This is a genomic window from Agromyces sp. NPDC057679 (assembly GCF_042799635.1).
Taxonomy (GTDB): domain Bacteria; phylum Actinomycetota; class Actinomycetes; order Actinomycetales; family Microbacteriaceae; genus Agromyces.
Genome location: NZ_JBHVIK010000003.1, coordinates 127647 through 139693, shown reverse-complemented (window position 1 = coordinate 139693; position 12047 = coordinate 127647). Strand labels below are relative to the sequence as shown.

Genomic DNA, 12047 nt, shown 5'->3' with positions numbered 1-12047 from the left:
GCCGCCCGCTCATCGCCGCCGCGACAGCGCTACCCGTTCGACGACAGCTCGTGCTCGTAGGCGAACACCACGAGCTGCACCCGGTCGCGCAGGCCGAGCTTTGCGAGGATCCGGCTGATGTGCGTCTTCACCGTCGCCTCGCTGAGGTACTCGGATGCGGCGATCTCGCTGTTCGAGAGCCCGCGCGCGGCCAGGGCGAAGATCTCGCGCTCGCGCGGGGTCAGCTCGAACCACGCCGCCGGCGCGGGACGCCCCGCCGGCGCCGTCCCGACGTGCGCGAACAGTGCGCGCGTCGCCGAGGCGGCGATCACCTGGTTGCCCTGATGCACCGTCCGGATCGCCGCGAGCAGGAACTCGGGGTCGGCGTCCTTCAGCACGAACCCGCTCGCACCGGCGCGGATCGCGCGTGCGGCGTTCTCATCGAGGTCGAAGGTCGTCAGCACGAGCACCCGCGGTGCCGGCCTGCCGTCGCGGTCGGCGTCCGCGAGGATCCGCTCGGTCGCGGAGATGCCGTCGGCGAGCGGCATCCGCACGTCCATCAGGATGACGTCGGGTCGCTCGGTGGCGGCGAGGGCGACCGCCGCGACGCCGTCGCCGGCCTCGCCCACGACGTCGAGGTCGGGCTGCGACTCGATGAGCATGCGCACGCCGGCGCGGAACAGGGCCTGGTCGTCGACGAGCGCGACTCGGATGCTCATGCGGTCCTTCCGGGTTGGGCGGGGATGCGGGCGGTCAGGCGGAACAGGCCGTCGTCGCCGGCTGCGGCGTGCAGGCTGCCGCCGGTGAGCTGCGCGCGCTCGCGCATGCCGGGGATCCCGTGGCGGAACGCGTGCGAGTCGGTCGCTGCGGCATCCGGCCGTTGGGAGTTGACGAGCCGCAGCTCGACCCCCGCCTGATCCCAGTCGAGTTCGAGGACGACGGGCTTCGTCGTGTCACCGTGACGCAGCGCGTTCGTGAGCCCTTCCTGCACGATGCGGTACACCGCGATCTGGTGGCCCGTGCCGAGTTCGGGGCGCGAGCCCGACTCGGAGAATCGCACGTCGAGCCCGGCGGCGCGCACCTGCTCGAGCAGGGCGCCCAGGTCGTCGAGCACGGGCTGCGGGGAGGCGCTCTCGTGATGACGGAGCTCGGCGAGCAGCAGCCGCACGTCGCCGAGCGCGCCGCGCGCGACCCCGGCGATCGTGCCGAGCGCGTCGACCGCCGACTCGGGCCGGGTGCGGGCCGCGAAGCGCGCGCCGTCGGCCTGCGCGATCACGACCGCGAGCGAGTGGGCGACGACGTCGTGCATGTCGCGCGCGATGCGATTTCGCTCCTGCTCGACGACGTACCGGTACTGGGCGAGCTCGCGTTCGCGGTTCGCGACCTCCTCACGGCGCGCCACCTCGCGGTTGTCGCGAACGGCGCGCACCAGGAGCCCGGCCGTCCACGCGAGCACGAGCACCGCGATCGAGGCGACGAAGAGCATCCCCGTGAGCACCAGCATGCTGATCGGGTCGCCGCCGATCGCCGCCGCTCCGCCGAGCAACGGCTTCACGACCGCGAGGTACCCGGTCGCGAGGAGCGCGCCGACGCCGGCCGACCCGAGCCCCAGCCACTTCACGACCCGGCCGCCGTGCGCCGCGGTCGAGTAGAGCACCCCGAGCACGGCGGCGTCGTAGAGCTGCAGGTCGCGCAGCAGCAGCATCTGCGTCAATGCCGAGGCCCACGCGACCGCGAGCGACCACCGCACGTCGTAGCGACGGATGACGAGGGCGGCCGTGAAGCCGGAGAGGATCACCAGATCGGCGACGCCGCCGAGCAGGGCGAACGGCAGGCACATGAGTGCGAACACGCCGGCGAGCACGATGTCGGTCGTGAACTTCGCGCGGCTGATCCTGGTGGGCACCGATCCACCGTACGCGCTCGAACGACGAGGAGACGCCGTTCACGGGCGGAATCATCCTCGAGTCGTACGAACGGCGCTCACCGATTCCGCCCGGAGACCCAGCCGGCCGAGTGGAATCAGGCCAGAGTCGCGCTCCCGCTCAGAAACCCAGCCGGCCGAGTTGCTTCGGGTCGCGCTGCCACTCCTTCGCGACCTTGATGTGCAGGGCGAGGTGCACCTTGCGCCCGAGCAGCCCTTCGATCTGCGCACGCGCGGTCGTGCCGACCTCGCGGAGGCGCGAACCGCCCTTGCCGATGATGATGCCCTTCTGGCTGTCGCGCTCGACGTAGAGGTTCGCGTAGATCTCGAGCAGGTCTTTGTCCTCGCGCTCGACCATGTCGTCGACGACCACGGCGATCGAGTGCGGCAACTCGTCGGAGACGCCCTCGAGGGCGGCCTCGCGGATGAACTCGGCGATGCGGTCGGACAGGTCTTCGTCGGTGAGTGCGTCGGCCGGGTACAGCGGCTGCTCGGATTCGGGCAGGAGCGCGAGCAGCTCGGAGACGAGCACGTCGAGCTGCTCGCCGCGCGGCGCCGACACGGGGATGATGGCCGCCCATTCGCGAAGCGCGGAGACCGCCAGCAGCTGCTCGGCGACCTTGGACTTCGACGTGGCATCCGTCTTGGTGACGATCGCGACCTTCTTCGCGCGCGGATACTGCTCGAGCTGCTCGTTGATGAAGCGATCGCCCGGGCCGATCGGCTCGTTCGCGGGCACGCAGAAGGCGATCACGTCGACATCGCCGAGCGTCGACTGCACGAGCGTGTTGAGGCGCTCGCCGAGCAGGGTGCGCGGGCGGTGCAGGCCCGGGGTGTCGACGAGGATGATCTGGCCGTGCTCGCGGTGCACGATGCCGCGGATGGCCCGGCGGGTCGTCTGCGGCTTCGAGCTCGTGATGGCGACCTTCTCACCGACGAGCGCGTTCGTGAGCGTCGACTTGCCGACGTTCGGGCGCCCGACGAAGGACACGAATCCGGCACGGTAGTCAGTCACGATGGTTCCTCTCGACGGAGTCACCCGCATCGAACGCGGTGCGCGCGTCGATGAGGGCCTGATCTGCCTCGACGAGAATCGTCGAGATGCGCTTGCGACGGCCTTCGGTGCGTTCGGCTTCGAGGCGCAGGCCCGACACCATCGCATGCTCGCCCGGTTTGGGCAGGCGCCCGAGCTCCTTCGCGAGCAGTCCCCCGGCGGAGTCCACATCCTCGTCCTCGAGGTCGAGCCCGAACAGTTCGCCGAGCTCGTCGACGGGGAGGCGCGCATTGACGCGGTACCGACCCGCGCCCAGGTCTTCGACCTGCGCGGCCTCGCGGTCGTACTCGTCGGAGATGTCGCCGACGAGCTCTTCGATGAGGTCTTCGAGGGTCACGAGCCCCGCGATGCCGCCGTACTCGTCGACGACCATCGCGAGGTGGTTCGACTCGAGCTGCATCTGCCGGAGGAGCGCGTCGGCCTTCATCGAGTCGGGCACGAACACCGCCGGCCGCACGAGCTCGCCGACGGTGAGCCCCTCGGCGTCGAGCGGACGCTCGAACCCGAGCCGTGCGAGGTCGCGGAGGTAGAGGATGCCGGCGACGTCGTCGGCGTCGTGCTCGATCACCGGGATCCGCGAGTAGCCGGCCTTCAGGAACACCGACATCGCGTGCGGCAGGTGCGCGGTGGCGTCGATCGTCACCATGTCGGTGCGCGGCACCATGACCTCGCGCACGACGGTGTCGTTGAACTCGAAGATCGAGTGGATCAGTTCGCGGTCGCCCTCTTCGAGCACCTCGAACTCGGCGGCCTCGTCGACCATGCTGAGCAGCTGCTCCTCGCTCGAGACGCCGGCGAAGCGCAGACTGCCGGGCGTGACCCGGTTGCCGAGCGAGACGAGCGCGCCCGCGAGCGGCCCGATGAGCACCCGGAGGAAGTGCACGAGCGGGGCGGTGAGGCGCAGCACCATCGGGGCGTGCTCGCGCCCGACGCTCCTGGGGCTCGCCCCCACGAGCACGAACGACGCCGCCGTCATGATGAGCGCCGAGCACAGCAGCACGAGCCAGATGTCGTCGATGAAGAAGGTGAACGCGAGCGTCACGAGCACCGCCGCGGTGGTCTCCGCGATGATGCGCACGAAGTTGACGGTGTTCACGTGGGCGCCGGTGTCGTCGGCGATCGCGAGGATCGACCGGCGCGCACGGGCGCCGACGGCGAGGTCGTTCAGGTCGGCGCGGGAGCTCACGCCGACCGCCGCGTCGACGGCGGCCATGAGGCCGCCGAATGCGACGAGGAGGAAGGCGGCGCCGAGGAAGAGCCAGGGCAGCATGGTCAGCGGCGGCGCTCCTGCACGGAGAAGCCCACGAGGATGTCGCGCTGGAGGCCGAACATCTCCTTCTCCTCGTCGGGCTCCGCGTGGTCGAAGCCGAGGAGGTGCAGGATGCCGTGCGTCGTGAGCAGGAGCAGTTCGTCGACGAGCCCGTGCCCCGCGGTGCGGGCCTGCGACTCGGCGACCTGCGGGCAGAGCACGATGTCGCCGAGGAGCCCCGGCGGGGTCGGCGCCTCCTCGGTGCCGGGCCGGAGCTCGTCCATCGGGAAGCTCAGGACGTCGGTCGGGCCGGGCTCGTCCATCCACTGCACATGGAGCTGCTCCATGGCGCCCTCGTCGACGAGCACGATGGCGAGTTCGGCGTCGCGGTGCACGTGCATCGCGTCGAGCGCGTAGACCGCGAGCCGCTGGATCGCGGCCTCGTCGACCTCGATCGCGGATTCGTTGTTGATCTCGATGCTCAAGACGTGCCCCTTCTCGGCAGGTGGTCGCGGGGACCCGCATGTCCGCGCCGTTCGGCGCGGTTCGCGAACTCGCGGGCCTCGGCGCGTTCGTAGCGCTGGGCCTGCTGCCGCTGGTCGAACTCGGTGTAGGCGTCGACGATGCGGCCGACGAGGGTGTGACGCACGACGTCGTCGCTCGTCAGGCGGGCGAAGTGGATGTCGTCGATGCGATCGAGGATGCGGGTGACGAGCCGGAGCCCGGAGGCGCCGCCCGGCAGGTCGACCTGGGTGACGTCGCCGGTGACGACCATCTTCGAGCCGAATCCGAGCCGGGTGAGGAACATCTTCATCTGCTCGGGCGTCGTGTTCTGCGCTTCGTCGAGCACGACGAACGAGTCGTTGAGGGTGCGGCCGCGCATGTAGGCGAGCGGCGCGACCTCGACCGTTCCCGAGGCGAGCAGCTTCGGCACGAGCTCGGGGTCCATCATCTCGTTGAGCGCGTCGTAGAGGGGGCGCAGGTACGGGTCGATCTTGTCGGTCAGGGTGCCGGGCAGGAAGCCCAGCCGCTCCCCCGCTTCGACGGCGGGGCGGGTCAGGATGATCCGGCTGACCTCCTTGCGCTGGAGCGCCTGCACGGCCTTCGCCATCGCGAGGTAGGTCTTGCCGGTGCCCGCGGGGCCGATGCCGAACACGATCGTGTTCTCGTCGATGGCGTCGACGTAGGCGCGCTGGCCCTCGGTCTTCGGCCGGATGGTCTTGCCCCGGCTCGAGACGATGACCTGGCCGAGCAGTTCTGACGGCTTCGCGTCGGGGTCTGCGTCGAGCATGCGAGCGGAGCTCCTCACTTCGGTCGGGGTCGGGTCCTGGTCGTGGCGCACGAGCTCGAGCAGCTCTTCGATGAGCCGGCGCACCTTTCGGCGCTGCTCGAGTTCGCCGCGGATCGAGATCTCGTTGCCGCGGACGTGCACCTCGACCCCCGGGTACTCGCGCTGCACGGTGGTGAGCAGTCGATCCTGCGGGCCGAGCAGCCGCACCATCGCCACGCCGTCGATGCTGAGGCGCTCCTCGTCGGCGCCCGCCACGGGCGCGTCGGCGTCGGTCGATTCAGGCTCCGGCAAGCGTGTCCTCCTCGAGGCCGCCGGCGAGGACGTGCGCGTGCACGTGGAAGACGGTCTGGCCCGCGGATGCCCCGGTGTTGAACACGAGGCGGAACTCGCCGTCGCCGAACTCGGCGGCGACGCCCTGCGCGACCGCGACGAGTTCGGCGAGCAGCGCGGGGTCGCCGGCCGCGAGGCCCACGACGTCGCGGTAGTCGGCCGTCTTCGTCGTGACGACCACATGCACCGGCGCCTTCGGCGCGATGTCGTGGAAGGCGATGACCCGGTCGGTCTCGGCGACGATGCGGGCGGGGATCTCGCGCGCGACGATGCGTTCGAAGACGGTCGGTTCAGCGGGCGAGTCGGTCATCTTCCCATCGTAGCGAGCGATCGGCTACCACCGCCCGAGCGCGGCGTTGAGCACGGCGATCGCCGCCGGCCCCGCCGTGGAGGTGCGCAGCACCGAGGCCCCGAGACGCACGGGCTCGGCACCGGCCGCCGTGAGCTTCGCGAGCTCGTCGGGCGAGATGCCGCCCTCGGGGCCGACGACGAGCGCGAGGTCGCGGCCGTCGGGGCGCAGCTCGGAGAGCGGCGTCGCCGCGGTCGGCTCGAGCAGGAGCATCCGCACGCCGTCGAGGCGCGCGGGAAGCTGCGCCGTCGTCGCGACCGGCGCGACCTCGGGCAGCCACGCGCGGATCGACTGCTTGACGGCCTCGCGGACGATGCTGGCCCAGCGGGCGCGGCCCTTCTCGGCCTTCGGCCCCTCCCAGCGGGAGACGGAACGCGCCGCCGCCCACGGGATGACGGCGTCGACGCCGAGTTCGGTCGCGGCCTGGACGGCGAGTTCGTCGCGGTCGCCCTTCGCGAGGGCCTGCACGAGCGTGATCGTGATCTCGGGGCGTTCCTCGACGAGCACCTCGTCGGCGAGCAGCGTGAGCTCGCGCGACTCGGTCGCGACGACCTCACCGCGCACCACCACTCCGCGGCCGTCGCCGATCGAGATGCGCTCGCCCGGTCGGACCCGCGCGACGGTGACCGCGTGGCGGGCCTCGTCGCCCGCGAGCCGGAGCTCGGTGCCCGGCGCGAGCGCCGCGAGGTCGAGGCGCTCGTCGAGGTAGAGGCTGCTCATCGTGCGGCCCTGCTCAGCCCAGGAACCGGTCGCGCAGGCGTGCGAAGAGCCCCTGCTGGAAGTGGGTGAGCTCGGGAGCCGGCGACTTCTTCGAGGCGGCGAACTGCGAGATCAGGTCGCGCTCCTTCGAGGAGAGCTTCGTCGGGGTCACCACCTGGACGCCGACCTTGAGGTCGCCGCGGCCGTTGCCCCGGAGGCGCGTCACGCCGCGGTCGCGCACGGTGACGACCTCGCCGCTCTGCACGCCCGCCTTGAGCTCGACCTCGACGTCGCCGTCGAGCGCGTGGATCGTGGCGGTCGTGCCGAGGATCGCGTCGGTCATCGCGACCTCGAGGGTCGCGAGCAGGTCGTCGCCGTTGCGGCTGAACACGTCGTGGTTCTTGACCTTGATCTCGAGGTAGAGGTCGCCGTTCGCGCCGCCGGCGGGGCCGGCCTCGCCCGAACCGGGCATCTGCAGCCGCACGCCCGTGTCGACGCCCGCGGGGATGTCGACGGGGACGGTGCGACGGGCGCGCACGCGGCCCTGGCCCTGGCAGGTGACGCACGGCGTCGCGATGATCGTGCCGTAGCCGCGGCAGGTGCCGCACGGGCTCGAGGTCATCACGTTGCCGAGGAGCGAGCGCACCTGACGCTGGATCTGGCCGCTGCCGCGGCAGATGTCGCAGGTGACCGGCGAGGTGCCCGGCTGGCAGCACGACCCCTGGCAGGTCTCGCAGCGCACGGCCGTGTCGACCTCGATGTCGCGGTGGGTGCCGAAGATCACCTCGTCGAGGCCGACCTCGACGCGGATCAGGGCGTCCTGACCCCGCTCGCGCCGCGACCGCGGCCCCCGGCTCTGCTGCCCGGCGCCGAAGAAGGTCTCGAAGATGTCGCCGAATCCGCCGAAGCCCTGGCCGCCGAAGCCGCCCTGGTCGCCGAGGTCGTACTGCTGGCGCTGCTTCGGGTCGGAGAGCACGTCGTACGCGTGCGTCACCTCCTTGAACCGCTCTGATGCCTCGGCACCGGGGTTCACGTCGGGGTGGAGTTCGCGAGCCAGTCGGCGGTACGCCTTCTTGATCTCGTCGGGCGTCGCTTCGCGCGAGACGCCGAGGACCTCGTAGTGGTCGGCCACGGAGGGCTTGTCCTTTCGGTTGCGGATGCCGGTCTTGCGACGGGCGGAAGGTCAGCTCTCGCCGAGCGTGCGGGAGAGGTAGCGGGCGACCGCACGGACGGCGGCCATGCTGTTGGAGTAGTCCATGCGGGTGGGACCGACGACGCCGAGGCGCGAGATGTCGCGGCCCGGGATCTCGAACGCGCTCGAGACGATCGAGGTCTCGCCGAGTCCGAAGGAGGCGTTCTCGCGCCCGATGCGCACGGCGACGGCGTGCTCGTCGCCGGACATCTCGCCGAAGAGCTTCAGGAGCACGACCTGCTCCTCGATCGCCTCGATCACGCCGAGGATCGAGCCGGCGAAGTCCTGCTCGGTGCGCACGAGGTTCGCCGCGCCCGCGACGACGAGCCGGTCGCTGCGCTGCACCCGCGCCTGCTCGGCGAGGGTCGCGGCGAGCGTGTGCAGCACCGCCGCGTGGCGCGGGTCGACGGCATCGATCTCGCCCGACAGCAGCGCCGTGGCATCCGCCATGGTGGTGCCGGCGACGAGTTCGTTCAGCCGGAGCCGCAGCTCGGCGAGCGTCGACTCGTCGACGGGCTGCTCGAGCTCGGCGAGCCGCTGCTCGACCTGGCCCGAATCGGCGATGAGGATGCAGAGCACGCGGTTCGGCGAGAGCGAGACGAGTTCGACGTGGCGCACCCGCGCGCTCGCGAAGCTCGGGTACTGCACGACCGCGAGCTGCTTCGTGAGCTGCGAGATGAGGCGCACGGTGCGGGCGAGGAGCTCGTCGAGGTCGCTCGACTCGCCGAGGAAGGTCTCGATGGCCTGCCGCTGCGCGGAGCTCAAGGGGCGCACCTCGGTCAGCTGGTCGACGAAGACGCGGTACCCCTTGTCGGTGGGGATGCGACCCGAGGAGGTGTGCGGAGCCGCGATCAGCTCCTCCTCTTCGAGGAGCGCCATGTCGTTGCGGATCGTGGCCGCCGAGACGCCGAACGCGTGCCGCTCGACGATCGTCTTCGACCCGACGGGCTCGCGCGACGCCACGTAGTCCTGCACGATCGCCCGAAGCACGGCGAGACTGCGTTCTGAGGCCATGCCCCGCTCCCTCCGACGACTTAGCACTCGTTCTGTCTGACTGCTAATCATATCGCGACATCCGACGACGAGGCCGTTGCCCGCGGCGGTTCGCGGCGCTACCGTATGGATGTCCCGCGAGTCCTCACGACCGCGAACCCCTCCCGAAACCCGAGACCACCGAAGCCCGAAAGGCGCGTCATGACCGAGCCCAACGCTCAGCAGCCCGATCCGAACAGTCAGCCCCAGCCCGCAGCCGCCGGCCCCCTCACCCAGGAGCAGGACCTGCAGTGGGCGTCCTTCGCGCACCTCGGCGGCATCATCGGGTTCCTGCCCTCGCTCATCATCTGGCTCGTCTTCAAGGACCGCGGCCAGTTCACGAACACCGAGGCCAAGGAGGCGCTGAACTTCCAGATCACCGCCACGATCGCGTACGTCGCGATCCTCATCGTGAACTCGATCCTCACCGCGATCACGTTCGGCTTCTGGGCGCTGATCGGCTGGATCCTCCCGCTCGCCCTCTGGGTCGTCGTCATCGTCTTCTCGATCCAGGGCTTCCTCAAGGCGAAGGACGGCAACCACTACCGGTACCCCTTCGCGATCCGCCTCATCAAGTAGGCAGCACCTTTCGAGCGCGCCGTCGGGGCTCTTCCCGCGGCGCGCTCTGCTGTGCCAGCATGACGGTTGACGAAGTCTCGCCTTCGGGCGACCCGAGCAAGGAGAACCCCATGTCCGACGCCACCCCGCCTCCCCCGCCGGCGAACCCCTACCAGCAGAGCCAGCCGCTGAGCCCCTCCGACGAGAAGCTCTGGGCGACGCTGATCCACATCGGCGGGGCGATCTTCAACTTCCTGCCGGCGCTCATCGGCTACCTCGTCCTGAAGGACAAGGGCCCCTTCATCCGCGGGCACTCCGCGACGGCCCTGAACTTCCAGCTGACGATCCTCATCGCCTACATCGCGAGCGGCCTGCTGATGTTCGTGTTCATCGGCTTCCTGCTCTACCCGGCCGTGTGGGTCATCAACATCGTGTTCTGCATCATCGCCGCGATCGCCGCGAACAAGGGCGAGCCGTACACGTACCCGCTCGCGATCAAGTTCGTCAGCTAAGCGTCGAGCAACTGCCGAACGACCGCGTCGGCCAACAGCCGCCCTCTCCTGGTGAGCGTCAGCACACCCGAGAGGGCGGCTTTCGCGTCGACGAGGCCGTCGGCGATGAGCGCGGCGACCGCGTGCCGACCCCCGGTGTGCAGCGTCGAGATCTCCAGGCCCTCGCGGATGCGCGTCGAGAGCAGCACCCGCTCGGTCTCGCGGGTCGGCGCGTCGAGCACCTCGCGACCGACGGCGGGCGACACGCCCGCGGCGATGCGGTCGGCGTACGCCGAGGGGTGCTTCGCGTTCCACCAGCGCACGCCGCCGACATGGCTGTGCGCGCCGGGGCCGACGCCCCACCAGTCGTCGCCCCGCCAGTAGCCGAGGTTGTGTCGCGAGCGCTGCGCAGGGCTCGACGCCCAGTTGCTCACCTCGTACCACTCGTACCCGGCGGCTTCGAGGCGTTCGTCGACGAGTTCGTACATGTCGGCCTCGAGGTCGTCGTCGGGGGTCGCGAGCTCGCCGCGGCGGATCTGACGTGCGAGCTTCGTGCCGTCCTCGACGATGAGCGCGTAGGCGCTCAGGTGGTCGGGGCGCTGCGCGATCGCGTGCTCGACGCTGCGTCGCCAGTCGTCGAGCGACTCCCCCGGCGTGCCGTAGATGAGGTCGAGGCTGACGTCGAGGCCCGCGTCGCGCGCCCACCCGACGACGAGCGGCACGCGCTCGGGGTCGTGCGTGCGATCGAGCGCGGCGAGCACGTGCGGCACGGCCGACTGCATGCCGAACGAGACGCGGGTGAAGCCGCCCTCCGCCAGCCGCGCGAGGTCGTCGGGTCCGACCGAGTCGGGGTTCGCCTCGGTCGTGACCTCGGCGCCCGGTGCGAGCCCGAACTCGTCGCGTACGGCGCCGAGCATGGCGACGAGGTCGCCGGCGGGCAGCAGGGTCGGCGTCCCGCCGCCGAAGAAGACCGTCTGCGCGGGTCGGGCGGGCAGCCCGGATGCCTCGAGCATGCCCCGTGACATCCGGATCTCGCCGATCGCCTGCCCGGCGTAGTCGCTCTGCTTCGCCCCGCGCAGTTCGTCGGAGGTGTACGTGTTGAAGTCGCAGTAGCCGCACCGCACCCGGCAGAACGGCACGTGCACGTAGACGCCGAACGCCCGCACGTCGGCGCCGAGTGCGGCCGAGGCGGGCAGCAGGCCGTCGGCCGGTGCGGGTTCGCCGAGCGGCAGCGCGGCGCCCACGGCTACGCGCCGCTCGCGGGGTGGAGCGCCCGGAGCTCGTCGCGGGTGAGCTCGCGCCGATGACGACGCGTGAACGGTGCGCGCACGCTGCGTGCGCCGCCGGCGGTGGCGAGGATCGATCGGATCGTCAGCCACACGGTGTCGTCGTCGCGGTGCTCGAGGATGAACGACTCCTCGCCCGTCTCGGCGCCGTTCGACGTCGTGCCGTACGCGAACCCGATGCGGTTCGGCTCGTCGATCACGTAGACGACGAGCACGGGGGTCTTCGCCGCGCCGAAGCGGCGACGCCGCACGAGCGTCGCGGTCATGCCCGCGGCGATGTAGGCCGTGCCGTCGGCGCCGAAACGGTCTTCGGTACGCGGCGCGGGCTGGTCGGAGAGGGGCGCGCCCTCGGGGTCGAACACGATGCCCGGGTACTGGGCACCGGTACCCGCGGAGACATCGGCGACCGTGAACCCGGCGCCGCGCTGCACCCCCCAGGTCATGAGCGCCTCGGCGGAGCGTTCGAACCGCTCGCGGCCCGAGCCGAGCCGCACCGAATCCTCGGCCGGCCGGAGGCCCGTCGGCGGGTAGCGCAGGAAATCGGGGTCGAGGGTCGCGCCGATCGCGCCGTAGGTGACGGACTGGTCGGTGAACGTGCTTCTGCGGGTCATCG

Annotated in this window: 14 protein-coding genes; 2 read left to right on the top strand and 12 right to left on the bottom strand. The window is 71.0% G+C overall.

The features are described 5' to 3' along the window. Positions 1 to 29: 29 nt before the first annotated feature. The 10 genes from ACFVAJ_RS13530 to hrcA form a co-directional block, all read right to left on the bottom strand. Positions 30 to 698: a response regulator gene (locus ACFVAJ_RS13530; protein WP_376944907.1), complete on the bottom strand. Its 669-nt coding sequence runs from the start codon at positions 696 to 698 to the stop codon at positions 30 to 32. After that, positions 695 to 1885, bottom strand: a complete 1191-nt coding sequence (locus ACFVAJ_RS13525) for a histidine kinase (protein ID WP_376944905.1) — start codon at positions 1883 to 1885, stop codon at positions 695 to 697. The genes ACFVAJ_RS13530 and ACFVAJ_RS13525 overlap by 4 nt, the downstream gene beginning before the upstream one ends. 139 nt (positions 1886 to 2024) lie before the next feature. After that, positions 2025 to 2948, bottom strand: a complete 924-nt coding sequence (gene era, locus ACFVAJ_RS13520) for a GTPase Era (protein WP_376944903.1) — start codon at positions 2946 to 2948, stop codon at positions 2025 to 2027. Beyond that, positions 2911 to 4227 (bottom strand): hemolysin family protein, encoded by a 1317-nt coding sequence (locus tag ACFVAJ_RS13515; protein WP_376944901.1) that lies wholly within the window; start codon positions 4225 to 4227, stop codon positions 2911 to 2913. The genes era and ACFVAJ_RS13515 overlap by 38 nt, the downstream gene beginning before the upstream one ends. Positions 4228 to 4229: 2 nt before the next feature. Further along, complete coding sequence (gene ybeY / locus ACFVAJ_RS13510) at positions 4230 to 4691, bottom strand: rRNA maturation RNase YbeY (protein ID WP_376944899.1); 462 nt, start codon at positions 4689 to 4691, stop codon at positions 4230 to 4232. Next, positions 4688 to 5788 (bottom strand): PhoH family protein, encoded by a 1101-nt coding sequence (locus ACFVAJ_RS13505; protein WP_376944897.1) that lies wholly within the window; start codon positions 5786 to 5788, stop codon positions 4688 to 4690. Before ACFVAJ_RS13505 ends, ybeY begins: the two co-directional genes overlap by 4 nt. Continuing rightward, positions 5775 to 6137: an HIT domain-containing protein gene (locus ACFVAJ_RS13500; RefSeq protein WP_376944895.1), complete on the bottom strand. Its 363-nt coding sequence runs from the start codon at positions 6135 to 6137 to the stop codon at positions 5775 to 5777. The genes ACFVAJ_RS13505 and ACFVAJ_RS13500 overlap by 14 nt, the downstream gene beginning before the upstream one ends. A 24-nt stretch (positions 6138 to 6161) precedes the next feature. Continuing rightward, positions 6162 to 6896 (bottom strand): 16S rRNA (uracil(1498)-N(3))-methyltransferase, encoded by a 735-nt coding sequence (locus ACFVAJ_RS13495; RefSeq protein ID WP_376944893.1) that lies wholly within the window; start codon positions 6894 to 6896, stop codon positions 6162 to 6164. 13 nt (positions 6897 to 6909) lie between these two features. Next, the gene (dnaJ, locus tag ACFVAJ_RS13490) at positions 6910 to 8007 is read right to left on the bottom strand and encodes a molecular chaperone DnaJ (RefSeq protein WP_376944891.1); all 1098 of its coding nucleotides are present in this window, start codon (positions 8005 to 8007) and stop codon (positions 6910 to 6912) included. Between the two features lie 51 nt (positions 8008 to 8058). Beyond that, on the bottom strand, positions 8059 to 9081 hold the full coding sequence (gene hrcA, locus ACFVAJ_RS13485; RefSeq protein ID WP_376944889.1) for a heat-inducible transcriptional repressor HrcA: 1023 nt from the start codon (positions 9079 to 9081) through the stop codon (positions 8059 to 8061). Positions 9082 to 9261: 180 nt separating this feature from the next. On the opposite strand from hrcA, the gene ACFVAJ_RS13480 reads away from it, so the two are divergent. Together ACFVAJ_RS13480 and ACFVAJ_RS13475 are read left to right on the top strand one after the other, a co-directional pair. Next, positions 9262 to 9678 (top strand): DUF4870 domain-containing protein, encoded by a 417-nt coding sequence (locus ACFVAJ_RS13480; RefSeq protein ID WP_376944887.1) that lies wholly within the window; start codon positions 9262 to 9264, stop codon positions 9676 to 9678. Between the two features lie 110 nt (positions 9679 to 9788). Further along, positions 9789 to 10169, top strand: coding sequence for a DUF4870 domain-containing protein (locus tag ACFVAJ_RS13475; RefSeq protein WP_376944885.1), 381 nt, complete (start codon positions 9789 to 9791; stop codon positions 10167 to 10169). Here ACFVAJ_RS13475 and hemW read toward each other — a convergent pair. Next, the gene (gene hemW / locus ACFVAJ_RS13470) at positions 10166 to 11392 is read right to left on the bottom strand and encodes a radical SAM family heme chaperone HemW (protein WP_376944883.1); all 1227 of its coding nucleotides are present in this window, start codon (positions 11390 to 11392) and stop codon (positions 10166 to 10168) included. The genes ACFVAJ_RS13475 and hemW overlap by 4 nt on opposite strands. A gap of 2 nt (positions 11393 to 11394) precedes the next feature. Then, positions 11395 to 12045 (bottom strand): DUF1990 family protein, encoded by a 651-nt coding sequence (locus ACFVAJ_RS13465; protein ID WP_376944881.1) that lies wholly within the window; start codon positions 12043 to 12045, stop codon positions 11395 to 11397. Positions 12046 to 12047 lie beyond the last annotated feature (2 nt).